Below are 25749 nucleotides of genomic sequence, written 5' to 3'. Positions count from 1 at the left end.
AATGGCGGCACTGACGAAAGCAGAAATGGCTGAGCGTCTTTTTGAGGAGCTTGGCCTTAACAAGCGAGAAGCCAAGGATATGGTAGAGTTGTTCTTTGAAGAAATTCGTCATGCCTTGGAATCTAATGAACAAGTTAAATTGTCTGGCTTTGGTAACTTTGACTTAAGAGACAAACGAGAAAGGCCAGGTCGAAACCCAAAAACAGGGGAGGAGATTCCAATATCTGCAAGAAGAGTGGTTACCTTCAGACCAGGACAAAAACTCAAGGCAAGAGTAGAGGCATATGCTGGAACCAAGCATCATCAATGAAGAACTACCAGCGATACCTGGTAAACGCTACTTTACTATTGGTGAAGTAAGTGAGCTGTGCCAGGTGAAGCCCCATGTGCTTCGTTATTGGGAACAAGAGTTTGAACAACTCAAACCCGTAAAGCGGCGAGGTAATCGTCGCTATTACCAGCGTCAAGATGTATTAATGATCCGGCAAATTAGAAGCTTGCTATATGAAAAAGGCTTTACTATTGGTGGGGCTAGAAATCAGCTTGCTGGTGAAGACTCAAAATCAGATCGCACGCAATATAAACAACTTATACGGCAGATGATCGCCGAGCTGGAAGAAGTGCTTGCTGTATTAAAGTCTCGTTAAATCACGACAGGAAATCCGCTTGAACTTCAGCGGATTTCCTGTATCATCACCATTGCTTCAAAGCCTTGAAGCAATTCGGAGTGTAGCGCAGCCTGGTAGCGCACCACAATGGGGTTGTGGGGGTCGGAGGTTCGAATCCTCTCACTCCGACCATTTTTTCTTTCTAGATCAATCACTTACAAGTCTTTGAAATTGAGACTCATTCTCGTCCTGCAATATTCTGCAATAACCTGCAATATAATTTTTAGCAAAAGTCTACTAAACGACAACTGACTTCTATTTATGGGGCAAGTTTTGTTTTAAGTTGGTGTTTGTTTATGGTTTGATCATTACTGAGTTTAACGATCAGAAGAAGGTATTCTTTCTGGTAAGTTGCCTTAGGTTTGCTTTTGGTATTCAAGTTTGAATTATCACTTCATTGCATGCCAGGGTAATGCGTGGCTTCGTTTTGCTTAGCAAAGGGATATTAAACAGCAGAAGTTTTATGTTAAAGTTTTGTGGAATATATTATAAATAATTATCCCATAAAAAATGGGATAATTATATATTGCCTAGCTTCATTTTATCTATCAAACTATTAGTTTAATAAAATCTAATAATCTTTACAAAATTTACATTTTTATTGTTGTTTGTCTTAATAGACCATATATAATTTAATGGCTTTATATTTTCATGTCTTAGTAGTCTGATAGAGTATTTTATTAATATCAGATACCTCAGAGGTAGACTCTGCTGTAAGTATTGATTTATTTTTGGTTTTAAATCTAGTCTACTTAAACTTACATTAACTCTATATTGTTGAGCGGTAAATATAAGTTATGTTGAATTTTAAAAAACTTAGTTTTGTTATTTTAATGGGAGCTTTTCTATTTGGATGTAGCCCTCATCAGTTAAGGAATACGGTAGGTGGCGTCCCTAGCGATACTTACACGATAAAAATTTTTGACTATTCAGGAAACTACATAGGTTCTTCCACTAGGTTTTTTGAGAATATTTTTGATTTATCTCATCATCAAGAAGTTACCTGTGATAAATATAGAGATGCCTACCATTATCAAATTTTAAAAAGCGATAATAGTATTTATAATAAGGGAAGTTGTAGGATGCAGGAAAAATACTAATCAGTCGGGAATAATCAATACTTTTGTGCTATAATCTCTTGCATGAAATACGATGCAAGAAAATTTAGCACAGAAGAGTAGCGCTTAATCCGAAAAAAGGGAGGAGGTATGGTTATTTCAAGTTTACAGTTAAACTCTTTAAAAACTAGCAAATCACACTATTTTTACACAAATAATATTATTCTTTTAGCCAATCCAACCTAAAATCAGCATCAACCATCGTCCACCTTTCTACATGCCCCTGTAAGTAATGCTCTGTCATCTTGTCAGTAGTATGGCCCATTAATGACCGTACTTCGGCTTTAGTTCTACCGTGCTGTTCATAGAGGTGTCCACCTAAAGCCCTGATTTCATGAAAAGTGGGTCTTTGTTGTTGTGGTACGCTGGTAAATAAATCCGTTTTATCTCGGGCTTGAGCAAAGGCATCCGACAAGTATCGTGGGGTGATGGCTGTCCAATGCGCCTTAGCCTCTAGTTGCTTTCTCTGGCGTTGTAGCGGCTTTCGGTGAATGATGAAAGGGGAGAGCACACCACTAGACCTTGCTCGTTGTATAATGGCTTGTAAATCATGGCCAACATGAATGGATAGTCGGGCTGCATCACCATGCTTTTCGGTTTTACTTTGAACTAGGTATAATCTGCCGTCTTTAATATCGGTGAATTTTAGTTGTAATAAGTCTGAGCGTCTTTGTAGCGTGGTCAGAGCCAAGTCCATTGCTATTTGTAACCAGGGTTCTGCAAATTGATAGATGGCTTGGTATTGTTCTACGGTTAATCGACTTCTTTGTTTTTTTATTTTTTCACCTTGCAGGGTAGGCAGGGTGGCTTCTACGGGATTTTCTTTCATCCAGCCTTTAACTACAGCAGTGCGACAGAGTTGATTTAATACAGAGCGGTGTTGTTTATAGGCATCCCCTTTAAAATTAATATCTAAATAATAAGCAATTTTTTGTGTGGATAATTTCGTTAATGCCCAATGGCCGATATCTTTTTCAATTCTATTTAAGCGGTAATTTATCTCGTATAATGAACGCTCCTTTAATTCTTTCTTGGGTAATATTTCTTCTTTAAATTTAAGGATTAAATCTTTGACGGTTTTATTGTCTAAACCCATGACACCACGAATTAACGTTTCATGATTGGGCAATAATATGGCATTCAGCTCTTTAGCTGCTTTAACGGCTTTAGCCTTATCACGCCCTAAATTATGCCAGGTTTTCTTATAAGGGTGTCGATAACGGTAAAGCCCATCAGACTCATAAAGGTTGGGGCAGAGCCCCGGTTTAATTCTACGTCTAGGTGTCATAAAAACCTATCTCACTTAATACCTGCTCCACTAATGGATCACCACTCGTCGATGAGGCAACATCTATATCTACATACCATAATTTACCTTCCTTTCGAGCGCCAGCAAGATCACCACTTCGGCACTGTCGTCGCAATGACCCCATTGAAGGTCCATCACCAAAAGGAAACTTGGTTTTTCTGTAATTTTCCAAGCTAATAAGTCGCATGGTATCTCCTTAAGCAGCCGTTAACTTTTTATTGGGCTTAATTTTTTTCTTCCTTGCTTCCAGCTCACTTCGTAATATTTTAATCTCTCTCGGTGCATCAAAATAGAAACGCACCTGACCACCAATAAGACGAATAAAAAACGTAATGTCATCATCTAACTTTTGATCAAGCTCGTAAGGTACCTCCTTGATAGCTAATTGTTTATACATCACCACTCCTAGCCGGGCCGACTTACGATTAAACCCACCCAGTGAAATTCTGATATCGTTACCAATATTAATGGACTGTCCGTATTTTCGCGTGAGTGCTAGCATAGTGATTCCTTAATGGTTAACCGGTACAACAGGTATATTGTTGAGGGTGTAGGGTGGTTTACATTTGCCGTTAGTCTTTGTTAGTAAATTTTTCCTCAGCTTTTCATACTGTTTAGCTTCTAACTGTATTCTCTCAGGTTTTCGTCCATCCGCCTTGGCTAGTTTGTAATAGCTAATATATTCCCTCATTCTCTCAACAACCTTTCTATTTTCTCTTGATAAATGCATCTGGTTAATTTCCATAAGCCATCTCCTTTATTGTCTCGGGTAGAAACTCATAATTAATTATTTTTTTATATTTGCCTTCCGGTTTAACCTGAATGGCTGAAGGGGTTTTGACTTTATTATTATTTAAATAATCTAAGGCGCTATCACAATTATTCGGGCAGGGTGGTTGATACCCGACACGTTGTACCCACCAGGTTAATGCGCGATGTTTGGGAAAACCGGTATGCTCAAAGCAAACCCATTCATCAAAAAACTCTGTACCACATTGATAAGTGACTTTGACCGAATTGTTTGAAAACGCCTTGCTATGCAGTTGATAAAACACGGCTTCCACTGGATACCATTCGGCCTGCTGCATGGCAGATAAGACTGCTTTATTGCTGGCTGTCGCTTTGTGAGGGTCTTGAGGTGGAAAAATATAACCACAATCTGGGCACTCTGATGCAAAACATGGAATAAATAACTGGCACTTCGGGCATTCCTTAACAGGCATTTCGCCCGGCTCTTTTTTCTTGCCTGCATTCCTAACTTTGATTTGATCAATTGGCCCATGGCGTTCAACGTTACCCCCATAATCCAACACTAAGCAGTTAGCCTTGCCAGTCTCGGGCGATATTCTCAGTCCTCGTCCTAGTATTTGGACATATAACCCAGCGGACTTAGTGGAGCGTAATAATGCAATCAGGTCGGTTCTAGGTGCATCAAAGCCAGTGGTTAAAACACCTTGCGAAATTAAGCAACGTAACCTACCTTGTTTAAAGTACTTAGTAGTTTCATCCCGAAACTTAATGGGTGTCTTACCATGAATAACACTTACGGAGACACCCAATTTTTTTAATTTCTCTTCAATTTCCAAACAGTGATTAACGGATACTCCAAAGATCAACCAGCTTTTTCGGTCTGCGCCTAACTCAATAATTTCAGCCAAAGCCTTATCAGTTAAATCATCTTTATTAACCGCCTTTTCCATATCCTTAGAGGCATAGTCACCGTTCTGGGTCCGTACGCCAGAGAGGTCGATTTTCTGCCGACCGCCTTTGGTAACCAAGGGAGATAAATACCCATCATCAATTAATTGCTGAATATCGGTTTCATAGACAATTTCATCGAATAAGGCATTGTCACCATGAGTCAGTAAGCCCGATTTCATCCGATATGGTGTCGCTGAAAACCCAATCACTTTAATATTGGGATTCATCTTTTTGGCATCGGTAAAAAACTGGCTGTACATGGTGGTGTCTTTATCGGCATTAATTAAGTGGCATTCGTCTACAATGATTAAATTGAATGGCCCTAAATCAAACGCCTTGGAATACACGGATTGGATGCCAGCAAATAACACACTGGCGTCTTTGTCTTTGCGTTTTAAGCTGGCCGAATAAATCCCCATATCCACGTCAGGGGCCAGGGTTTTTAGTTTGCTGTAATTCTGCTCCAGAATTTCCTTAACATGGCTAAGGATTAATATACGCTGGTTAGGAAATTGGTTTAACACCAACTGACACCAAGCCGCTATGACGACTGATTTACCACCACCAGTAGAGATACAAATTAATGGGTTTCCTGTGGCACGATGGAAATAGTCAATTAATGCCTGAATCGCTTCCTGCTGATAAGGTCGGAGTTTCATGCCACCACCTTGGCATCAAAGTATTCTCGAATAGCCTCAACGTTTTTATCTTTTAATAGTGATAAATCAGAAACGGCTCTTAATTCACTACTCTTGTAGTGTTCAGGTGCTTCACCCGTGGTAATGATTTCACCAGTGGCTTTGATAACAAACTGATACCAGTAATCCCCGCTGTCCAGTACCTCTGCCCAGGGATACAACAGGTGTGGGTTAAACATATGACTCTGGCAGCCCCAGCGCTGCTGTTCATCAGTGGGGTTAAGTTGGTAACGTTCACATAGCCATTGACCATTTTCCACTGGGGTAGAATGCATACAGGTACGGCAGTTAACCGGTGGTAATTTCCCTTGATGGCAAACGGCTTGGTGATCACAAAACTTGCACTTAAAAAAGCTTGGGTCTTCGGTAAGCTTGTTTGGTGGTGCCGTTGAAAAAATTACATGACAGGCTTTATCAATAGCTTCTCTGGCATGGGGTTTATCATACTCAACCCGTTCACCATAAAGCTCGTCAGTGTTTTTATTCACGGCAATATAAAAGGCTCGTTCAAACCCGCCAAGATGCATATACACTTGCATTTGGGTGTAATTTTGAGGCTTGGATTCTTTGACTTGTTTCTTTTGTAAGTCTTTAAATGATTTCTCGCTATGGGTTTTCATTTCCACCACATGCGGTGTCTTTGGGGCTTCTGGAAACCCTTGACCAATGCCATCCATACTGCCACCAAAGTGGCCATCACAAGCCACCACTCGATATTGCAAACCGGTCTTCGGGTCGACGGTATGAATTTGTACGCCAATAGCTCTAAGATTTTCAGCAAAGCGTGCTTCGGCTAATTGACCAGTTTCAAATAACCGGAGTACTTGGCCTGAATGATTACTAGGGGTGCACCAATGGAAGTCATACCACAGCGCCCGTTGGCATTCTTTACCAATGATGGAAGCGCCTAAGTGAGCCCGAAAACCACTATCGGCATTTTGTTCATAATGTTTGTAAATGGCATTAACTGTTGTATTGCTGGCGTCAGGAATTTGCATGTATTCACTCCCGGTAACCGAGTGTTGAAAGTGTCGTTTTTAATAAAATTAGTTATGGCAGTTGCAGTAAACTTTTTTCGTCCATAGCAGTCTTAGTAAATGGGTGTATAGTTACCCCTGCGTACCTTGGCATTGCTTCGTTGTTGTACTTTATGACCCAAGCCCGCGTTTACGAAGCAATGCTTTTTTAGTGCCTATTGTTCTGCTTGTTTAATTTCTTTCTCTGTTTTATCAATGGCATCTAGATAGGTTTGAATGTCTTCTGTGATAAGAACAACAGCTATCTCAGGGTTTCCATCACCATCCATTAACTTCAATTCTATTTTTCTTGTTTTTTGAGTCATCATATGTTGCAAAATGTCTTGTAGTTGGGTCTCCATATAAGTATCAATATTTGCTGTTAATAATGATTCCATTTTTGCTTCCTTATTATTGATTAAGTAATTTCCCACCCGCAGGTGGAACTTAATTAAACGGCTATTTTTGCTGCTTGCTCAGACGATGGCGTATTAAATACCGGCTGACCATTTGGACCTCCAATATTCATTGGTTGTTGTGGAGGCTGAGCTACTGGTTGTTGTATTGGCGCTTGGTTTATTTGTGGTTGTGCAGGTGGCTGCTGTTGGATACCTTGTGGCGGCATAGTAGGCACAGCTGTTTGTTGGTAACTGCCCGGTGATGCCGGTTGTTGCATACCAAACTGATAAGCGGCAAAATGCTTAATAATATTTTTATCGCCATACTCTTTATCTTTTTTTATACCCAAAGTTAACACACAGGGCTTTTGTAGCAGTTGATCGGTATCTTGCGCGTCAGGAATACCGATGGCATGGGCAATAGCCGACAGTCGTTGCCGACCTAATTTCTCAGCCATGGTATTTTGATGGGTAATATTCACTACATCAAAAATATTCCGGTTAGCAAACTCGCCTTCAGTAATTAACCATTTGCAGTTAATAAATTGGCCTGTATTTTTGGAGTTGGTTTTAATATCAGCTTCCACCAGCATTGCTATATAATCACCTGCAGGTAATACATCAAAACCGGCATTAGGATCATATTCGCCCGTGTTAAATCCAAAACTTGCCATGGTTACTCTCCTTATACAGAGGGTTGTGGGTTAAGTGCATTGGTAAATGCCTCCCATGAAAGGGGCATTTTTTCGGGTAAATTAAAACGGTTTTTTGCGATATAAGCGGGTTTTTCGACGGTATGAATCAGCCGTTGTCCAGTGGAAATACCTCGGGCTTTTTCTTTACCAAAACCAACATCCGCTTTATTAATATTGACTTGATAATTACAGAACAGTACACAGTCCACTGACTCTTGAACCAAACCACTGGCCTTGTCATTGAGTTTAATTTGGTAACGGTCATAAGAATCGGTTTCAGGACTATCAAAGCGTTTAATATGGGTATGAGCCGTTAAAATATAGGTCATGCCTTTTTGATTACGTAAGGCATCCAGCCAACCTAATATTTCACGCCAATAACGTAAGGCTTCCATATAGCCTTTGCCATAGCCAAAGTCTTCGATACTGTCTTTATTACATTGCTGAGCCGTATGGGCCCAAATTAAGGGCTCTAAATGGTCCAGTGAATCAATAATGACAGTCTGAAAATTATGTTCCTCATTATATAAAGCCGCTAACGCCTGTATGACATCAAAATAGCTTGTGAGCAATGGAAAGGAATTTAGCTCTAATTGACCGGCTCCATCTTCGGTAAATAAAAAGATAGGATTAGGCGCACCAGCAGCAAAGGTAGTTTTACCAATGCCGTGGGTGCCATAAATCAATATCCGTGGGGCCTTAATCCCGTTGGTTTTTGATATGCTGGCTAATGAAATGGCCATGGTTATTGCTCCAAGCGTTCGACGCTGACGCTAGTTCTGGCTGGGGTGGAAATCACTGCATGCGCTGCAACATTGTAGGTCCGACTATCGGTTATCATTAACTCTTTAAAAGCCGTGGTATTCACCTCATATTTCACCCGAAACAGATTATTAAATAAGGTGGGGTTTATGGACTGCGCGACATCAGCTAACTTATTGACATCTACTTTGCGATTAACTTTAGCGTTAGTTTTTAGCTTGAAGTAATGAGTGGATTTACTGCAAGTACCTTCAGGTTTACGGCCAACTAATTCAATCAGTTTATCTTCAATAGCACGACGACTTTTTATTGCTTCTGTTTCTTGTTGTTTGGCAAACTCCCATTGATTAGCCAATTCATCAATCATATTAACGGGTTGTGGTTGTTGGATTGCATGCATGGTTTAACTCCTTGGTTATTTCAGGTTATTAAAATTGGTTTAGTTGTATGCATAGATTACGGACGCCTTCAGAAAAAGCATGGGGTAATCGTCCGCGATACAAAACAAGTGTTGTGCCTGGTATTGGGCAATTATCAGAGTCTGAAATAGTCCTGGTATAGAATTGTGTTTTGCACTCTTTCATTGCATTAACTAAAATCTCTAGAGGTGCTTCTAATAGTTTTTCGTCTGTTAGTTCTGAGCTCATGATAATCATCCTTGTTGGAATCAATTAATTATTCTTCTGCCATCCACTGATCAAAGCGGGCCTGATCGATAATGACGATTTTCGTTCTATCTTTTGCGTAATAAATAATCTTTTGCTGTTGGTTCCACTCAGTCACGAACTTGATGAGTTCTTCTCGACCAATAACCTTGGAACCCGGTTTGAGTCGTATAAAATCAATTTCACAGTCAAGTATTTCCGCTATGGGCAAGCCTTCCCATCGTTTTTCAAGTGCGGGATAGGCATACCACGGTGGTTCCTTACCTTCTGACTTATATTTTTCGATTAGCTGTTTTGCATTACCATCAAAGAACTTGGCTAACACACTGAATCCTGCTAGCACTGGCACAAATAACTTAGTCAGGCAATCCTCAGCTTTTACTTGTTCTAGCTTTTTTAACCTCTCTTTAAGCTCTTTTTCGTTTTGCTTTTTCAAGCATTTCACACAGTGAGTAGACTTTTTGGTTTTAATTTCCTCACCGCATGCACAATAGCGTTGAATATTATTAGTGATCAGTTGATGCATTAATGTCATGTCCTTCTCCTTTTTTCAGGCAATAAGGTGCCGTGGCTCTAATTTGAGCATTTTTAATTTCAGCTATTTATTCGGTTTAGAACCCGGCAGGTTCTCTTAGTAATCTATGTTTCGTTTTATCGAGTTGATAACGTAATCGTATTCTTAGGCTGTTGTTAATCTTTAATAATTCGTGGTACTCCCTGGAGATTTTCTCCCACATAATTTCGGCTTCAGTTTTTCTCCTTCTTAATGCTTGGTTTGCTTTTAGCTCTCGTTCGGGTAATTGGGTGGCCATGGGTTTCATGCCGCTTTCTCTTCAGGCGCTTTTTCCTCAACCAATCCACCAAACGCCTTAATTAAGGTATTCATAATTTCACTGATGGTTTGTTGAGTGACAAAAGCATTAACCCGGAGGTAATGAAGCTTGTCTTCTTCCTCGTCTGAATTTATATGAGATTCGGTGTAAGCATCATCAATTTTGAGTCGTTTAATTTGCATGTGTTCGGTGATGTCAAAGGTGTAATGCATACTTTCAAGCGTTAATTGCTTGACTTGGCGTGATTGGCAAAGCTCGATAATATCGTCGTTTTGTAAGTCTTCTTTACGACAGTTAATAGCACCACCATCATGGTTGGTTATTTTGGCACTGTCACCTAACCAAAATGCAGAAAAATCTAAAGCCTCTTGAAATATCCAAGCCGTCATCTTGGCGCTAGGTTCATCTCTTGTCACCATTAGCTCACTAGAAAAACCACTCACTACTTGCCTAATAGCGCTCAACACATAATCAAGCACTGTATTATTACAGCTACCCACCACTAACCAACCGTTTTGTGTATCAATATAAGCATCAATGGTTTTATAAAGGCTAAAAGCACGCGGGAGTAATTCAATACGGACAGCCTCTTTTATTTGTTCTTTTTCTTGTTTAGATAAGGGTTTACCGTTTTTTTCTTCGGCTTCTACAATACGTTTTTCGGCATGATGTTCAATCACGGCTTTAGGCAATATTTTTTCTTCGATTTTGTAACGGAATAAAACCAAGTGATCACCCATTAAAACAAAGTTATTGTCAGCAACTGGCGTAAAGCCATGGCTTAATTCCTGAGTTTTACCACAAGGCTGAAATGCATATTGTTGTAACCCACCCATTATTTTTTCCACTACCATATCTGAGTGGACTTTAAGTCTATAAATTGTTGCTTCCTTTATTGATGCCATTGTGTGGCTCCTTATACTAGTAATGTCGTTGTATCATCAGCTCGTCGTACAGGTCGCTGAGTAATGCGTACCTGGCGCGGTTGATTCGGGTCATCGTCTTGGGCAAAGAGTGGTACTTCCGGTAGAGTAATCGCAGCTAATACCATCATTAGTGGGGTAACCACTTTTAGCCTAATTAACTCAGCCACTAAATGTGCCCGGTTATGGGTCTGTAGCTTGTAATGTACAGTTTTTATACGTTGCGTCACTGTGCCCGGTGAGACTTCACAATCGCGGGCGATCTGCTTGTCAGACTTACCCGCTAGGAGACCGAAGCAGTACAACGTTTCCCGTGGGGCAAGATGCGGATTGTTCAGGTGCGCTTGCCAGTGTCCTTCTGATATTACGTTACCGTCCATAGCAACAACTCTACTCTAAGTATCTTTTCTATTTATAGTGTCATTATTTTCGATGAAATCAACCCAAAATAACTAATAAAAGATCTCTTGCTAATTAATAAAATTTATTGATGATTGAGGAAGGTAAAGGAGATGGTTTACTAGTGGGTTAAGGAAGGGTAGCGATTATTCACCTACTTCTATGCGTTCTTCGATAATCTGTAGAAGTGCCTTAAACATTTTTACATCAGACTGCTTAAGTTTGCTATCTAATGCTAATTCAGTAAGTTTCACTGAAATTGTAGTTACATCTTCCATGACACGATTACGAGTTAGATTTTCATTATCAACTTTGTCTGGATGTTCATTAGTGACTTTTTCTAACCACAGAGCATCTATTTCGCTTTCATCTGAGACTAGCCAATCAAAGGGGCAATCAAGAACTTCACTTAGCTGTTGAATTATACGAATACTAGGAACATTTCTTCCATGCTCCCATGCAGCAACAGCAGACTTGCTAAGGCCAAGCAACTCCCCCAACTCCGTTTGGTTATGGAGTCGGTACTTCCTAGCAGCCCTAATACGATCCTTTAGTTCAGACTTTTTGTTACCCATAAAAACTTAAATGACACATAAAATAAATTATAGCAGAACTGTTGACACTTAATTCTACTCTGTGTATACATATACTTGTCACATAATAAAAAGCCGGAACCTCCCAAGGGAAGTCCGGCTAAACCCGAAACAACAAAGGAGATGGGGAGAGGTATAAGGAGTAGCCTCGCGGCTATTGGGCTCTTCACATCCCTTGGTTGAGCAATAACTATATCTGAGTGGGGTTGGGATGTCACTACTCCCCAGTCAGAGATACGGAGTCAGTAGTACCGAATTGGAGTGTTGTAGGACAGGAATTGTACTTATTTAGATACCTAAACTTAAAAGGAAACTGACTGATGGTACCAGAAAAAAATTTTAGTGGCATGACTCCAAAAGAATTGGATGCTGAATTGAGTGCTGAAATCTGGCGGTTAAAATATATCAGGCAAAAAAGTAAAGTTTTACAAGAAATTAAAGAATATAAAGGCCCTTACTTTCACCCAGATACGGGGTATAAATTAGATGAATTTTCGCCTAAAGAACGTAAAGAGTGGTATCAATCTAAAATCGAGCAATTTAAGTACATGAAGTCCATGGATAAACTATCGAGAGTAAGAATGGCTGAAATGGATAATAGTGAGCATATGGATATATATCTAGAATGCAAAAAAAGAACGGCTAATCAGCCAAACAGTTGATAACCCCGTTAAGAGATAGATGCTTTATCACTAAGTCTTGATTAATTTCTAAATTCTTTTTTACATCGAAGTAATAAGTAAATGATGATATTAGGAGGTAGGGTAATGCAATTTACCTTATTGCCCGCCTCACATGAGGCTAAGGGCTGCCTGTGCTCGGAAAACTCCTGGCCAGACTTTTATAAGCACTATTTATCGAATCACCAAGTCAGACCGTTAAAAGAAGGTCCGTTATTTTGTCCGACTATTTTTAAAGACAATCACCGTTGTTTGGCGAATGCCATTAGCGCGCAGTTTATTGTTTTTGACTACGACAATAAAATAGGTAAAGAAAGGTCTAATTCACCAGCATTACCTGATGATGTCGCTTTTGAATTAGAGGGTTATGCCTGGGCGTGTTATTCCACTTATAGTCATCAAGACGACTGGCCGAAGTGGCGTTTAGTGATTCCATTAGACCGCCCGATTAAGCCTTTTGAATGGGAAGCCGTTTGGACTGGTGCTTTTTACACATTAGGTGGTGATTCAAATAATATCGATACCAGCTGTAAAGACATGAGCCGTGCGTTTTGGTTACCGGCTTGCCATCCTGAACGTAAAGACCAAGTCTTCACCGAATTTTATGAGGGGACTTTTATTAGTGTTGAAAAACTAATAGAAGCCTCTGGTCTTATTCCTAAAGCACCCGAGCCAGAAGCGCCAACCATTCCTAAAAATAGAGCATCGACTTTACCACTGGCAACGCTTCGGGATGTGTGCGATGCCTTGCAATACATTGACCCCACCCCTTATGAAGATTGGGTCAAAGTGGGCATGGCACTTTATAACTTAAATAATGATGAAACCGGTTTCAGTCTATGGCAGCAGTGGTCTAGTCAAGCCAGTAATTATGACGCTAAGGCTATAAAGGAGATGCCGGCTAAATGGAAAAGCTTTGGCAACCGACCCAATGAAATTCAGTTAGAAACACTTTTTTATAGAGCCAAAGAAAGTGGCTGGCCTGGTAATCAACAACCGGTCAAAAGTAACTTGGTGGATAACTTACTTAAAAAGCAACAGGAGCAATTAACCATTCCTGATGAGAAGATTTTTAAGCAAGAACACCATCAGCCCCAATTTCCTAGTCATTTATTAACTGTGGGGGGAATGTTGGGCTTGGTATCCGATTTAATCAATCGCACGGCTACCAAAGTACAACCGGTCTTTTCGTTATGTGCAGCCATTATGTTGGTGGGTTTACTGACTAATCGAAAGTTTTGCACACCCACAGGCTTACGACTGAATGAGTATATTGTGTGTCTGGGGCCAACGGGTTCAGGTAAAGATCATCCCCGTAAAGCCCTTAAAAAAATTCTGCATGATTTACAGCTAACCGATTACTTAGGTGGTGAACGGGTGGCGAGTGGTCAAGGCTTATTATCGCGCGTTAAAAACAATCCGAACGTATTATTTCCTATTGATGAAATGGGGCTGCTCCTTCAGTCGGTCATGCATACGAATGCTTCCAACCATGAAGCACAGATCATTACCAACTTAATGCAGTTGTATACCAGTGCAGCTTCTATCTTTATAGGTACAGAATACGCGGATCAAAAAAATAAGCCACGCCAGGATATTGAGTATCCCCATGTGTTTTTATATGGTTCTTCCGCCACTGAAGAATTCTGGCGAGCCTTAGAATCCAAAAATGTGTTGTCTGGATTTGTGAGTCGGATGTTAATCACCCAAACCAGCGATGAATATCCAGCCGATAATGAATTCCAACAAATCGACATTAAAGCACCAGAAGAATTAAAAGAATGGTGGAAAGAGGTCAGTAACTTATCTGGTGACGATGGTAATTTAGTGGGACTGTCACCAGACAAACCGATTCGCTTGTTATTTGATAAGCCCGCGAAAGAATTAGTGGACCACTATAACCGTGATATCATTCACTCAGCATTAAAACAAGGCAATGAAGTTGACCGTGCACTTTTTTCGCGTGCTTTTGAACATGTGAGTAAGCTAGCTTCCATCAGAGCACTCAGCAATAACCCTAAGTCTCGCTATATCCAATTAGATGATGTAAAGTGGGCGATGGACTTTGTGTCGTATAGTATTAATGTCACTCGATTTGCTGCCCAAAACCGAATGGCGGATAGTGAATATCAAAAGAACTACAACGAAATATTAGAAGCTTTTCGATGCGCAGGTAATAAAGGCATTACTGAACGCGAATTTAATCGCGGTGTCTTCTCTAAGTGGTCTAAAAAAGTCAGGATGGAAATCAGGGATACACTCATTGCGGCTGAGTTAATTAAGTATGGCCGTGTAGAAGGTATTGCTGGTCGCCCTCGTCATGCATTTGTTGCCATGCAAGCTGAATAATGACAATAAAGACAATTATGCCAATTAACGTGTCAAAACAAGTGGCTGAAAAATAAAGGGAAAATGGAGTTTTGACAATTATGACAATTACGCAGCAGGGCCTTAAAAACAATCTAATAAATAGGGTTTAAGTACCCCCTTGTCATTATTGTCAAAATTGTCATTATTATATTTATTATTATTTTTTATATTATATATCAATAGTTTATAGATTCTTAGTTTTGACAAAGTAAAAGCAGATTAAAGACAAGGTTGTCAAAAGTACGTAAAACCCGAAATAACGAATGGAGAATAACAACAATGAAAAGCAAAAAACGAACGACCAACTTGATTGCCATGGCAAAACGCTTTGAGAGGCTCGCAGAGCAGCTAGAAGACAGTTTGGAACATGGCAGTAGAGAACTAGCCCTAGCAGTGAGAAAAACGGCTGAGGGGCTGAAGAGAGGCAAGTGTGGTATGTGTGGAGAGTGATTAACAATGCGTGATATCGAAGGAAAAGAACAAGCCGATTTATTTCGTTGGTTACATGGCAACTACCCTGATGTGTATCGTCATGCCTTTCATGTGCCTAATGGTGGCCATCGACATGTGGCCGTGGCAAACAAATTAAAACAGCAAGGGGTTAAGGCTGGGGTACCTGATATTTTTATCATGATGCCCCGTGGTGGTTACCATGGTTTGGTCATTGAGTTTAAAGCCAGCCCTCCAGCTAAGACACAAGTGTCAGCCAATCAAAAAGAATGGTTAAACCGTTTAGCTGATCAAGGTTACCTGGCCGTCTTGTGTCGTGGAATAGAAGCCGCTAAGCAACAGATTCAAGATTACTTAATGCTAACTGAAAATAAAAAAATAGCATAAGTGTTTAATGACCCGAAGCAACAAAAAGAGAAAAGAGGTAACCATCAATGAAATGGTATAGTGCAAAAGTCGCCTGGCATGATGCTTTTCTTGATATCGAAAGTCGAGTAGGTAAAACGCCCTCTGGTTTTAGAACGAACTTAGGTCGTATCGCAAAGAATGTGGAAGCAGGTAAGGTACAAGATATCGTGGCAAAGCTACCTCAGCCAATAAAAGAATGGGGAATGTTTTGTTATGCCCCTGATCACTTACGAACTGAAAAATTAAAATCAAGGATCGCTGACCGGCTTTATAAAGTGGTTATACAAAAGCATGGCGATAAGATCATTAACAGTCGTATAAAGTGTGCTCGGTTAATCTCTTTATGTAATGTGGCGATTGAAGATCGAAAAGAACAGCAATGGAAAGGTGAGTTTATACCTGCGGCTAAAAAGGCTGAGTTGCTTGATGTGAAAAAGCAAAACTTTACGCGTGACTGGGGTGACGTTTATTCCACAATGCAAAGTTTTTTAGATGATTACTGTGGTAAAGCATTAGGTCCCGTGTCCGTCTTGTGCGAAAAAGAACGTAATGCACTTGAGCAAGAAGCGGCATAAACTTTTTTTGAATTTTTTTAAATTTAGGTGTTGACAATTGATTACCCAGAAAGTACCCTTCAGGTAAGCTGTTATTTTTATGTCAACAGCACTCAATTCAAGAAGCCCTGTCAGATGACGGGGCTTTTTTCGTTCTAGCGACCTAATGCCATTCCACCTAGAGAATCAAATGGTACCCAATCTGCTCTAACTTCACGGTTAACATCAACAGTTTGGCTAATTGGCTGAGGGGCCTCTTTTGCGGTTGGTTCTGCAACTTCAATACTCAAACGAGTATTTATATGACTAACAAATTGGCTGTTAGCACGGGCAATTGTAAAATGGTTAATTGAAGCTGGTGGGATTGTTTGTGGGTCGTAATAAAATGCACTTAGTATTCCTTTCTGTGCTTCTAGTTGACCATTTCCATTTTGCGTAACGAAAATGTACCAGCTGCTAACAGAATAGTTACCAGGTTGAGGGACATAATTACCTGAGCAAGACCTATTTAGCTTTTCAAAGTCAGACTTGGCTACTAGCAAATAGTTGAACGTTAACTTGTTATTTCCATCAACAGTTGCTGAATGCCACTCACCATTTATAGTTATTTGCTTTCCATCTGAGTCTTTAGCCCATGACCAGTTGTTCATGTTAGTAAGATCAGAACAGAACACATTTGTTGTCGCAGCTTGTGAGTGTACCGCAATAATAAGTACTACCCATGCAGTAAAAGCGATTCCCATTCGTTTCAACATAGAAAGCTCCTTAAATTTAATATTTCAGATGTTGCTATTTATGATGCAGGAGCATTCTATTTCAGTAATTCACTTACATTAAATAGTATTTTTGTAACCACATTGCACATAAATTGACGTATATCAATCTTAATTAGTAGTTCGTACTACTGTACATCTGCTTTTATCCAATAGTTATACAGTTATCCATGAAAATAACCAAACTCGTCGTCCACTGCTCAGACTCTCCTAACAACCTAGATATCTCCGCCAAAGATATTCACCTATGGCACCTTGAAAGAGGCTGGTCAGGTATTGGGTATCATAAAGTAATTAAACGAGATGGTACTATCGAAAATGGTCGGCCTGAATATTGGGTCGGGGCGCATGTTAAAGGTCACAATAGTCATAGCTTGGGTGTTTGTTTGATTGGACGAGACCAGTTTACCGATGCTCAACTTGATAGCTTAAAAAAAGTGGTTATCGACTGGCACATTAAATACCCTGATGCTGAAGTGGTTGGGCATTGTGATTTGGACTCTGGTAAGGCTTGTCCTAGCTTTGACGTTGCAAAATGGGTAAAAGCAAATCAATAAAACTTTCAGACAGCTTATTGCTTATGCTGGTCTGGCTTTGGGCATAATACCAAAGAAAAGAATTAAATGGGCTTTTATAGGCATTAAGAAAAATATATTTTGATACAAATGATTACAATAATTTACGATACATTTATTTTTCTTTGCTATGATGCGTCATTGTAACATTTGGGATAAATAATAAAGTACGGATGAACTATTGTGAAAAAAATAATTGCTACTATTGTTCTAACTTCTGTTTCAACTTTTTCTCATGCATATTGCCAAGGTTGGGAATGTGCTCGAGGGGTATGGAGTGATCGTAACCTTAAACAAAATATTACTCCTGTCGAAAGCTCACTAAATAAAGTTAGCCAACTCAAAGGCGTTACTTTTGAGTGGAAAATTCCTAGTGAAACTGATATCGAACACCTTCCCCAAGGGAAAGATATTGGTGTAATTGCCCAAGATGTAGAAAAAGTGTTTCCTGAGTTGGTTCATGATACCAAAGTCACAGATAAGAATGGTGCTGAAGTAACACTTAAACAGGTTAACTATGCTGGGCTTGTTGGCGTTTTAATCGAAGCAGTGAAAGAGTTGAAACAAGAGAATAAAGAACTACGCGAGCAGCTAGGCCTTTAAAACTGATTACAATCTGATTCCACTCCAAATTAAGCCAGGGCTAATCAGTCTTGGTTTTTTTATTCCCATGAAATTGATCTCAATTGATAATATAGCTAACACTATTGTGTCTGGCTTGGATAGCTTATTCACTTCAGACGAAGAACGCTTAGCTGCTAAGCAAAAGCTCCAAGAAACACTCAACCAACCGCATTTACTTCAAGCATTTACCAATTTAGAAGAAGCTAAGCATCCATCATTATGGGTTTCAGGTTGGCGGCCTGGATTGGGTTGGTTATGTGTTGGGTTGTTGGCTTATGCTTGGATACTGCGTGATTTTATCGTGATTGGTTTATCCCTAGCCAATCGCCCTGATGTGGTAGCCATGCTACCAACAATTGAAACCAGTGAATTAATGACACTTGTCTTTACCCTCTTGGGTCTTGGTGCTCAACGAACTGCCGAAAAATTAAAAGGTGTTGCTCGACAACGATAATGGTTAGCCCGATGGTAACTGAAAAAATCATATCAAACGCCCCATATGTCGCCAGTGCAGGGACTGTTATTGCAGGTCTAACACTTAAAGACTGGGGTGTGATTATCGGTATTATTTTGACCACGATTACCGTTGTTGTTAATTGGGTGTACAAGCATCGGCGGGATAAGCGGGAGACTGAATTGTTCAACAGGCAGATTACTAACTTGTCTCAGTCAGCAAATAAATAGTTATTTAGCAACTTTCTTATAATAGCCAGTGATAAGCATATCTAAGTGTTTTTCAAATGTACCATCATCTTTCATTGACTGGAGTCCTTTATTAAATATTGTAAGCAATAATTTAGTGTCAGTGTGACTTTTAGGGAATAGCAAGTGAGCAGGATTATTAACTAGTGGTTTACTATTATAAGTAACAGATTGAGCAATAACGGGATCAAACTTTTCATTAAGTATCATGAGGCCTGTAATAGAAGAGACAATCATTAAGTTTAGTCTACCTTTTAGAAGCATTTTCATACTAATTTCATCAGTTGTATTAACTATTAGGTCGAGCTCTTTATTTTTATGAGAATCCCAAAATGCTTTTGTATAGGTATAACCGCGTGTTACGCCTATCTTGTAGCCTTTAAGGTCATCTAATGTATTCCATCCTGAAAATTGAGTTGTTTTTAAGTGAAAAAAAACATAAGCCTCTGTATGAAGAGGCTCACTACAAAAAAAAGATTGTTTCCTTTCTGGCGAACATGCCCAATATGAGGCTGCATGAAACCTACCTTTTTCAGCCTCTTTAATGCTTCTAGCCCATGCTAAATAGATGAAGCTAACTTGGTAGCTTTGTCTACGGAATGCTTCACTAATGACGTGATTAACGAACCCTTGATCTTTATAGTCTTTGGATGTCCATGGAGGGTATTCACCTGAGGCGATACTAACTGTTTTCACATCTTGAGCAAGGATGATCGAACTTAAACTACATACCAAAATAAATAGGAGAAACTTCATTTTAATACTTACTAGTTAACAAACTGTTTTCTTAGTTTAGCATACGTAGGTTAATAGTATTTTTCGTTATATATACTCTCTAATTATTGCTTTTTCAGTCTACCCAAAACCATAAAGAAACGAGACAGGTAATTTTATGAACTTAATACCATTCACTTTTAATCATTCATCAATTCGGGTTATCGATAAAGATGGAGAGCCTTGGTTTGTGGCTAAGGATGTTGCTCAATTACTGGGTTATGCCAGACCATCTGATGCGGTGGCAGCACACTGCAAAGCCACGTCACTTCTTAAATACGGTGAAATACCGACTTTAGAAACACCACCTCGTGGACTTACAATTATTCCAGAAAGTGATGTATTTAGGTTAATTGTTAAATCTAAACTTCCGGAAGCTCAAAAGTTTGAACGATGGGTTATGGAAGAAGTGTTGCCTAATATCCGCAAAACAGGCAGCTATGGTGTCGCTAAAATTGATTGGTCCAATTCACAACAAATAGCAGGCTTGCTAGTTCAGTCATTAGAAAAGGTGCAAGAGCAAACTAAACAAATTGAAGTGCTAACCCCTAAAGCTGAGTTTCATGATCAAGTCATTCAATCGGATGATGCTATTACCATAGCCGAAGCCGCTAAGATTATTGGCACGGGACGTAATCGGTTATTTAAGTTTTTACGTGATATTAAATGGGTAACCTATTTTAATGAGCCTTATCAACGATTGATTGAAAAGGGCTATCTTGACGTTAAATTAAGTGAGTTTGATCATCCTAGCCAAGGGCTAAAACAATCGGTCACTGCATTAATTACGGGTAAAGGGCTTAGGGAATTAAACGAGTTATGGAGTCAGCGGTTAGTAGCCTAAATTTGAATGGAATGTTGCCCACTTCGGTGGGCTTTTTTTAAAGGGTTTTAATATGCAATGCGTGTTATTGGCTGTGTTTATTTATTCCTTATTTAATTATTCAATGACTGCGCAAAATGACTCAAATAAATATCAAAACTAATTTAATATTACACAACACTTGTCGCTATGTTAGTGACGGGTCCTTCTGCAGCCCTTTAAATTCGGGCCGCGCCGCTACAGCGCGGTTCTTGCGTAAAAATCCAGCTCCCTACGCCGCAGCACCAGTAGGGGTTCAGCCCCTCTAACTCGGACCTTTCAAGCAATTTAATCTAGGGCATACTCTCAGTGTGGGACCTCAGAACTGGTCAATCAGCGAAATGGCCGCGTATTTTGGTATGTGCCGTAAAACGGTATCAAAACGTTTGGAAATGGCCAACGTGCAATCCGTGGGTAAACGTCGGGGTTATGATGTGTATCCCTCTGATGTCGTGGGTCCTGTGTTATTCAATGCGGCCAATGGTAATAGCCTAAAGCCCATTGAACAGATGACACCCCGAGAGCGCAACGAATGGTATCGCTCCGAAAATGAAAAACTGACCTTACTTGAACGTGAAAAAAAGCTAGTACCTGTGGAAGATGTTCGCCGCGAATTACATCAAGTGGTGTCTACCGTTAATCAACAACTTGAAACCTTACCGGATCAACTAGAACGTAATTGCCAATTATCTTCTGAGGCATTGAGTCAGGTACAGGTGGTAACGGATGGTATACGCCAATCCCTGTATGACCGAATCAAATAACTTTGCTTCTGCCGAACAAATCCGCAAAGAAGTGGCTTGTTTATTTAAACCACCACGACGATTAACGGTGACTCAAGCCATTGAAGAAAGCTTATGGATACCGGGGGCTGCTGGTAGCAGTCAGCCATGGACAACCGATGCTATTCCCTATTTAGTGGAGGTATTAAATTGCCTCAATCAACGGGATTATGAATCAGTGGTATTTGTTGGGCCTGCACGTTGTGGTAAAACCAATGCGCTTATTGAGGGTTGGATGGCCTATGTCATTATGATTGAGCCAGCTGACATGTTGATTGTGCAGCTTTCCAAAGAAAAAGCGCAAGAGTATTCTAAAAAAAGGATTCGGCGCACCATTTATGCGAGCCCCAATTTACGTGATCAATGCTCCAGTCGGCGGCATGACAACAATGTCCACGATATTATTTTTAAGCCGGGAAATTATTTAAAAATTGGTTGGCCAACAATTAATGTATTATCCAGCTCGGATTATCGTTATGTGGCCTTAACGGACTATGATCGCTTGCCCGCGAATGTGGATGAAGAAGGTGATCCTTATACCTTAGCGAAAAAACGGACCCAAACCTTTATGAGTGCGGGTAAAACCCTGGTGGAATCCTCGCCCGGCTGGGAAGTGCTTGACCCTAAATGGCAACCCACCACCACCCATGAATCCCCACCAACCCAAGGTATTTTAAGCCTGTATAACATGGGCGACCGGCGTCGTTATTATTGGCAATGCCCGAATCCGGTTTGCTTAGAGTGGTTTCAACCGATCTTTGATCACCTGCATTGGGTGGAACAAGCGGATTTAGTCAAAGCGGCTGAATCGGTAGTCATGCGTTGTCCTCATTGCCAAGGGGTAATACGCCCTGAGCAAAAATTCAAACTGAACCAAGCCGGGCGTTGGCTGAAAGAAGGCGAATGGCTGGATAAAAAAGGCAATCAATATGGCACAAGCCGTTCTTCTAAAATGGCCACCTTTTGGTTAGAAGGTCCGGCAGCAGGCTTTCAGACCTGGCAACAACTGGTGTATCAAGGGCTGTTAGCCGAACAGGATTATGAGCATACCGGCAGCCAAGAAAAATTAAAAAGCTGGACCAATTTAGATTTAGGTAAACCCTATCGTTATCGACACAATACCGAATTTCGCACCGCTGAAGCCTTAATGGATCGCCAGGAAAACTTAGGTGAACAAGTCGTTCCTGAAGGCGTCCGCTTTTTAACCGCTGCGATTGATGTGCAGGGCGGTAAACAAAAGCGTTTTGTTGTGCAGGTTATTGGCTGGGGAAAAGAATTTGAAGGTTGGGTCATTGATCGATTCATGATAGATAAATCCCAGCGGCTAGACCATAAAGGTAAACCCTACCCATTAAATCCCGCCGCTTTTAAAGAAGACTGGCATTGCCTGGTTGATCAGGTCATCCATAAAACCTATCCCTTAGCGGACAATTCCGGTCGTTTAATGCAAATTAAATTAGTCGCCTGTGACAGTGGTGGTGAAGATGGGGTGACCGATAAGGCCTATGAATTTTATCGGTATTTAAAAAATCGGCAATTAACTCACCGTTTAATCTTAATTAAAGGCACAGGCCGCGAAGGTGCGCCACGCATTCAAGAAACCTTTCCTGATAATCGCAACCGGCAACAACGTAAAGCCTTTATTCAAGGGGATATCCCACTCTATTTACTCAATACCAATTTAATTAAAGATACGGTGAGTAATGCATTAGAACGGGATGAACCCGGCGCGGATTATATTCACTTTCCGGATTGGCTCACGAAAGACTTTTTTGAAGAGCTCACCAATGAAGCCCGCGATGCGAAAGGCCGTTGGTGCAAAGTCGTCGATAAAGCCCCTAACGAAGCGTGGGATTTATTGGTGTACAACATGGGCTGTTTATTAAAACTCAATGCCCACAAGCTTAATTGGCAACAACCACCGGGTTGGGCCGCTCACTGGGATGATAACCGTTTAGTCACCCACTCAAACCAACCCAACCAATCAACGACACCTGCCTTACAACTCTCAGACTTAGCGGATTTATTAGGATGACCCACCAGCAACGTTTAGAAGAAGCCAAAGCTGCTTTACATAAGCTACAAACGGGTTCACTCCGTGCTACTGTCCGCGACAGCGAAGGCAATAGCGTTACCTTTCATGCCCCTCAACAGTTGGAGCATTATATTAAGTCCTTGGAAGCGGAATTAAATGGAAAAGCACCACGGCAAGCCTTTTGGGTCACCTTTTAATGCCACAATTAATCGATCAATGGGGAAACCCCATTCAAGCGCACACCTATAGCCGACAGTTGCAGGAAACGTTGCAAGACTGGCAGCCGCCTACCTTGTCAGTGGACATGGAGCACTTGCCCGAACGGCAGCTGCGTAACAGCCGTGCTCGGGATATTAAGCGCAGCCATGGTTATGCCGCCGGGGCTGAACAAACCTATGTGGATAATATCGTTGGTCACCAGTTTCGGTTATCGGCTAAGCCTAACTATAAAGTGTTGGGCATTGATCATAAGGTGGCTAACGAATGGGCTAAAGACGTAGAGGCGCGCTTTACCGATTGGGCGGAAGACCCTGACGCTTGGATTGATGCGGAAGAAAAGCGCACCTTAACCATGCTCGCCAGAGAAAGCGTTCGTCACCATGCTCATCAAGGCGAAGTATTGGCCAGTGTGGAATGGCGGAAATTGGCCAGAAATAACGCCCAAACCGCAATCAAACTTATTGATAGTGAACGGCTCTGTAATCCCTATGAATTACCCGACAGTTACCGGCTTCGGGCTGGGGTGGAATTAGGACCACGCGGCCAAGCCTTGGCTTACCATATTCGTTCTGCCCATCAATCAGAAGCCGGCTTAACTCATCAGGCTTATCAGTGGAAAAAAATCGCCAAGCGTAAGCGCTGGGGCCGATTACAAATCTTACATATTTTTGAGCCGGAACAAGCCGACCAAACCCGTGGGGTGAATGTGTTTGTGTCCAGTTTAAAAGGCTTAAAAATGCTGGAACAATTTCAGGATGCCACTCTACAAAATGCCATTGTGAATGCCATGTATGCCGCCGTCATTGAGTCTGAAATGGACAGTCAAACCGTATTAGCGGCACTGGGTGGGGTAGATGATGGCCACAATAATGCATTTACCAATTATTTAGCCCAAGTGGCGGGTTATCACCAAAAGGCTAAAAATATTCGATTTAATGGGGTGAAAATCCCGCATTTACTACCTAATGAAAAGTTAGAGCTGAAAACCGCCAGTACCAATGCCGCCTTTAGCCAGTTTGAGGATACTTTGCTACGGCACTTAGCGGCTAGCATGAATTTAAGCTTCGAACAGCTGAGTAAGGATTACAGTAAAACCAATTATTCCAGTGCCCGAGCCAGTATGCTGGAGAGTTGGAAATATTTCTTAGGGATAAGGGAAATTATTCCCGCCCGATTTTGCAGTCAACTCTATGCGCTTTGGCTAGAAGAAATGGTCAATAAAGGCATCATTCAATTACCTAATGGCTCCCCAAACTTTTATCAAGCCAAATCCGCTTGGTGTCGTTGCCTGTGGATCGCACAAGGTCAAACCCATATTGATGGTTTAAAAGAAGTCAAACGCATTGAACTACTGATGAAGCTAGGCTTACTCACTTACGAGAAAGCAGCCATGATGTTGGGTGAAGATTATCAAGAGTTGTTTGAGCAGCGGTTGCGGGAGAAGGCGGAGCATAAAGGACTAATATGAGTTAGCTATATATCATTAACATATATATAATCAGTGGTTAGTTGGCTAATGTCATGGAATGGTAGGAAAGTAAACTGTGGAACAATTTCCAAACCCTACGTCAATATTTCACTTTACACATATAAGTAACCTTTCAAATATTGTCAAAGTTGGTGCAATATTGTGTAAAAATCGAGTGAATACTCAATATACTAGTGCTGCAAACGCAGAGATTCAAAACCAACGAAATACCTACCAGGTACCAGTACCACCTTACGGCTGTATACACGACTATGTTCCATTTTACTTTAACAGCCTGTCGCCAATGCTGTATACAATCAAACAAGGCAATATCCAAGGTGTCACAATGGAAAAAATGGTTGTTTTTCAGACAACCGTACAAATAGTGCAACAAAACACTAAGCTGTTTGTTTTCACTGATGGTCACAGCATCATGGGTTTGACTGACTACTATAATGATGTAAGAGAACTATCTAAATTGGACTGGCAAATTATTAATGCTAAGTACTGGAAGAATTTCCCGGATGGCAAGAGGATTCGTCAATCTGAGTTTATGATACATGATGAGTTTAACTTAAATTTAGTTCAGTCCATTGGTGTTCATAATCTTGACATGGTAAAGCAAGTACTCCAAGTCATCGGTCAAAAGCAGTACACTATTAACGTAGCAGTTAGGCCAGATTGGTTTTTTTAAA

36 protein-coding genes and 1 tRNA gene are annotated in these 25749 nt (G+C 40.7%); 19 read left to right on the top strand and 18 right to left on the bottom strand.

The genetic code is table 11. The features are described from left to right. Nucleotide 1 precedes the first annotated feature (1 nt). The 4 genes from ihfA (at nt 2) to OQE68_RS03165 (ending at nt 1768) form a co-directional block, all read left to right on the top strand. Nucleotides 2-310, top strand: a complete 309-nt coding sequence (ihfA, locus tag OQE68_RS03180) for an integration host factor subunit alpha (protein ID WP_180567963.1) — start codon at nt 2-4, stop codon at nt 308-310. Further along, nucleotides 285-647, top strand: coding sequence for a MerR family transcriptional regulator (locus tag OQE68_RS03175; protein WP_180567962.1), 363 nt, complete (start codon nt 285-287; stop codon nt 645-647). The genes ihfA and OQE68_RS03175 overlap by 26 nt, the downstream gene beginning before the upstream one ends. Before the next feature lie 76 nt (nt 648-723). After that, nucleotides 724-800: transfer RNA gene (locus OQE68_RS03170), tRNA-Pro, on the top strand. Nucleotides 801-1465: 665 nt separating this feature from the next. Continuing rightward, the gene (locus OQE68_RS03165; protein ID WP_180567961.1) at nt 1466-1768 is read left to right on the top strand and encodes a hypothetical protein; all 303 of its coding nucleotides are present in this window, start codon (nt 1466-1468) and stop codon (nt 1766-1768) included. Nucleotides 1769-1946: 178 nt separating this feature from the next. Here the strand turns inward: OQE68_RS03165 and OQE68_RS03160 are convergent, their stop codons facing one another. From OQE68_RS03160 to OQE68_RS03085, 16 genes are all read right to left on the bottom strand, one after another. Continuing rightward, nucleotides 1947-3074, bottom strand: coding sequence for a tyrosine-type recombinase/integrase (locus OQE68_RS03160; RefSeq protein WP_180567960.1), 1128 nt, complete (start codon nt 3072-3074; stop codon nt 1947-1949). Further along, on the bottom strand, nt 3064-3282 hold the full coding sequence (locus OQE68_RS03155) for a DNA-binding protein (RefSeq protein ID WP_180567959.1): 219 nt from the start codon (nt 3280-3282) through the stop codon (nt 3064-3066). The genes OQE68_RS03160 and OQE68_RS03155 overlap by 11 nt, the downstream gene beginning before the upstream one ends. A 9-nt stretch (nt 3283-3291) precedes the next feature. After that, complete coding sequence (locus OQE68_RS03150; RefSeq protein WP_266195513.1) at nt 3292-3597, bottom strand: carbon storage regulator; 306 nt, start codon at nt 3595-3597, stop codon at nt 3292-3294. Nucleotides 3598-3606: 9 nt separating this feature from the next. Continuing rightward, a complete protein-coding gene (locus OQE68_RS03145; RefSeq protein ID WP_266195512.1) occupies nt 3607-3840 on the bottom strand; it encodes a hypothetical protein in 234 nt (77 codons plus the stop codon). Next, nucleotides 3830-5455 (bottom strand): DEAD/DEAH box helicase, encoded by a 1626-nt coding sequence (locus tag OQE68_RS03140; RefSeq protein WP_266195511.1) that lies wholly within the window; start codon nt 5453-5455, stop codon nt 3830-3832. The genes OQE68_RS03145 and OQE68_RS03140 overlap by 11 nt, the downstream gene beginning before the upstream one ends. Continuing rightward, entirely contained in the window at nt 5452-6492 is a 1041-nt protein-coding gene (locus tag OQE68_RS03135; RefSeq protein WP_266195510.1) for a hypothetical protein, read from the bottom strand. The genes OQE68_RS03140 and OQE68_RS03135 overlap by 4 nt, the downstream gene beginning before the upstream one ends. 194 nt (nt 6493-6686) lie before the next feature. Then, on the bottom strand, nt 6687-6908 hold the full coding sequence (locus OQE68_RS03130; RefSeq protein WP_180571960.1) for a hypothetical protein: 222 nt from the start codon (nt 6906-6908) through the stop codon (nt 6687-6689). Between the two features lie 53 nt (nt 6909-6961). Then, on the bottom strand, nt 6962-7582 hold the full coding sequence (locus OQE68_RS03125) for a DUF669 domain-containing protein (protein ID WP_266195509.1): 621 nt from the start codon (nt 7580-7582) through the stop codon (nt 6962-6964). Between the two features lie 11 nt (nt 7583-7593). Beyond that, entirely contained in the window at nt 7594-8346 is a 753-nt protein-coding gene (locus OQE68_RS03120) for an ATP-binding protein (RefSeq protein ID WP_266195508.1), read from the bottom strand. A gap of 2 nt (nt 8347-8348) precedes the next feature. After that, nucleotides 8349-8765: a DUF7173 family protein gene (locus OQE68_RS03115; RefSeq protein WP_266195507.1), complete on the bottom strand. Its 417-nt coding sequence runs from the start codon at nt 8763-8765 to the stop codon at nt 8349-8351. Nucleotides 8766-8793: 28 nt separating this feature from the next. After that, nucleotides 8794-9012: a hypothetical protein gene (locus OQE68_RS03110; protein ID WP_266195506.1), complete on the bottom strand. Its 219-nt coding sequence runs from the start codon at nt 9010-9012 to the stop codon at nt 8794-8796. Between the two features lie 28 nt (nt 9013-9040). Then, nucleotides 9041-9565, bottom strand: a complete 525-nt coding sequence (locus OQE68_RS03105; RefSeq protein ID WP_266195505.1) for a hypothetical protein — start codon at nt 9563-9565, stop codon at nt 9041-9043. A gap of 76 nt (nt 9566-9641) precedes the next feature. Continuing rightward, nucleotides 9642-9851 (bottom strand): hypothetical protein, encoded by a 210-nt coding sequence (locus tag OQE68_RS03100; RefSeq protein WP_266195504.1) that lies wholly within the window; start codon nt 9849-9851, stop codon nt 9642-9644. Further along, nucleotides 9848-10768, bottom strand: a complete 921-nt coding sequence (locus OQE68_RS03095) for a recombination-associated protein RdgC (protein WP_266195503.1) — start codon at nt 10766-10768, stop codon at nt 9848-9850. Before OQE68_RS03095 ends, OQE68_RS03100 begins: the two co-directional genes overlap by 4 nt. Nucleotides 10769-10779: 11 nt before the next feature. Beyond that, nucleotides 10780-11166, bottom strand: coding sequence for a helix-turn-helix transcriptional regulator (locus tag OQE68_RS03090; RefSeq protein ID WP_266195502.1), 387 nt, complete (start codon nt 11164-11166; stop codon nt 10780-10782). Between the two features lie 165 nt (nt 11167-11331). Next, complete coding sequence (locus OQE68_RS03085) at nt 11332-11760, bottom strand: helix-turn-helix domain-containing protein (protein WP_180572113.1); 429 nt, start codon at nt 11758-11760, stop codon at nt 11332-11334. A 338-nt stretch (nt 11761-12098) separates the two neighbouring features. Between OQE68_RS03085 and OQE68_RS03080 the strand changes: the two genes are divergently transcribed. From OQE68_RS03080 to OQE68_RS03060, 5 genes are all read left to right on the top strand, one after another. Further along, nucleotides 12099-12440 (top strand): hypothetical protein, encoded by a 342-nt coding sequence (locus tag OQE68_RS03080; RefSeq protein ID WP_180571752.1) that lies wholly within the window; start codon nt 12099-12101, stop codon nt 12438-12440. 105 nt (nt 12441-12545) lie between these two features. Continuing rightward, on the top strand, nt 12546-14807 hold the full coding sequence (locus tag OQE68_RS03075; protein WP_180571753.1) for a PriCT-2 domain-containing protein: 2262 nt from the start codon (nt 12546-12548) through the stop codon (nt 14805-14807). Between the two features lie 300 nt (nt 14808-15107). Then, nucleotides 15108-15278, top strand: coding sequence for a hypothetical protein (locus OQE68_RS03070; RefSeq protein WP_266195501.1), 171 nt, complete (start codon nt 15108-15110; stop codon nt 15276-15278). 6 nt (nt 15279-15284) lie between these two features. Continuing rightward, the gene (locus OQE68_RS03065; RefSeq protein ID WP_180572264.1) at nt 15285-15665 is read left to right on the top strand and encodes a VRR-NUC domain-containing protein; all 381 of its coding nucleotides are present in this window, start codon (nt 15285-15287) and stop codon (nt 15663-15665) included. 47 nt (nt 15666-15712) lie between these two features. Further along, complete coding sequence (locus OQE68_RS03060; protein ID WP_180572155.1) at nt 15713-16261, top strand: bacteriophage antitermination protein Q; 549 nt, start codon at nt 15713-15715, stop codon at nt 16259-16261. Nucleotides 16262-16395: 134 nt separating this feature from the next. On the opposite strand, the gene OQE68_RS03055 is transcribed toward OQE68_RS03060, so the two are convergent. Beyond that, nucleotides 16396-16995, bottom strand: a complete 600-nt coding sequence (locus tag OQE68_RS03055) for a hypothetical protein (RefSeq protein WP_180571898.1) — start codon at nt 16993-16995, stop codon at nt 16396-16398. Between the two features lie 188 nt (nt 16996-17183). On the opposite strand from OQE68_RS03055, the gene OQE68_RS03050 reads away from it, so the two are divergent. The 4 genes from OQE68_RS03050 (at nt 17184) to OQE68_RS03035 (ending at nt 18896) form a co-directional block, all read left to right on the top strand. Next, nucleotides 17184-17570, top strand: coding sequence for an N-acetylmuramoyl-L-alanine amidase (locus OQE68_RS03050; RefSeq protein ID WP_180571897.1), 387 nt, complete (start codon nt 17184-17186; stop codon nt 17568-17570). 201 nt (nt 17571-17771) lie between these two features. Beyond that, a complete protein-coding gene (locus OQE68_RS03045) occupies nt 17772-18191 on the top strand; it encodes a tail fiber domain-containing protein (protein WP_180571896.1) in 420 nt (139 codons plus the stop codon). Between the two features lie 67 nt (nt 18192-18258). After that, nucleotides 18259-18666, top strand: coding sequence for a 3TM-type holin (locus OQE68_RS03040; RefSeq protein ID WP_266195500.1), 408 nt, complete (start codon nt 18259-18261; stop codon nt 18664-18666). An 11-nt stretch (nt 18667-18677) separates the two neighbouring features. Next, nucleotides 18678-18896, top strand: coding sequence for a phage holin (locus OQE68_RS03035; protein ID WP_180571932.1), 219 nt, complete (start codon nt 18678-18680; stop codon nt 18894-18896). Here OQE68_RS03035 and OQE68_RS03030 read toward each other — a convergent pair whose 3' ends face one another. Beyond that, a complete protein-coding gene (locus OQE68_RS03030) occupies nt 18897-19670 on the bottom strand; it encodes a substrate-binding periplasmic protein (RefSeq protein ID WP_180571933.1) in 774 nt (257 codons plus the stop codon). 136 nt (nt 19671-19806) lie between these two features. Here OQE68_RS03030 and OQE68_RS03025 point away from each other — a divergent pair, with 136 nt between their 5' ends. From OQE68_RS03025 to darT, 6 genes are all read left to right on the top strand, one after another. Next, the gene (locus OQE68_RS03025) at nt 19807-20532 is read left to right on the top strand and encodes a phage antirepressor KilAC domain-containing protein (RefSeq protein ID WP_266195499.1); all 726 of its coding nucleotides are present in this window, start codon (nt 19807-19809) and stop codon (nt 20530-20532) included. A 329-nt stretch (nt 20533-20861) separates the two neighbouring features. Next, nucleotides 20862-21314, top strand: coding sequence for a DUF1441 family protein (locus OQE68_RS03020; RefSeq protein WP_266195498.1), 453 nt, complete (start codon nt 20862-20864; stop codon nt 21312-21314). Beyond that, nucleotides 21298-23367 (top strand): phage terminase large subunit family protein, encoded by a 2070-nt coding sequence (locus OQE68_RS03015; RefSeq protein ID WP_266195497.1) that lies wholly within the window; start codon nt 21298-21300, stop codon nt 23365-23367. The genes OQE68_RS03020 and OQE68_RS03015 overlap by 17 nt, the downstream gene beginning before the upstream one ends. After that, nucleotides 23364-23564: a gpW family head-tail joining protein gene (gene gpW, locus OQE68_RS03010; protein ID WP_266195496.1), complete on the top strand. Its 201-nt coding sequence runs from the start codon at nt 23364-23366 to the stop codon at nt 23562-23564. Before OQE68_RS03015 ends, gpW begins: the two co-directional genes overlap by 4 nt. Further along, nucleotides 23564-25054, top strand: coding sequence for a phage portal protein (locus OQE68_RS03005; protein ID WP_266195495.1), 1491 nt, complete (start codon nt 23564-23566; stop codon nt 25052-25054). Before gpW ends, OQE68_RS03005 begins: the two co-directional genes overlap by 1 nt. A gap of 76 nt (nt 25055-25130) precedes the next feature. Then, nucleotides 25131-25748 carry a type II toxin-antitoxin system toxin DNA ADP-ribosyl transferase DarT gene (gene darT, locus OQE68_RS03000; RefSeq protein WP_180571800.1) on the top strand — a complete coding sequence of 206 codons (618 nt, stop codon included), beginning with the start codon at nt 25131-25133 and terminating at the stop codon, nt 25746-25748. Nucleotide 25749 lies beyond the last annotated feature (1 nt).

Source organism: Spartinivicinus marinus (assembly GCF_026309355.1).
Lineage (GTDB): Bacteria > Pseudomonadota > Gammaproteobacteria > Pseudomonadales > Zooshikellaceae > Spartinivicinus > Spartinivicinus marinus.
This window is presented reverse-complemented; position numbering and strand designations above follow the sequence as displayed.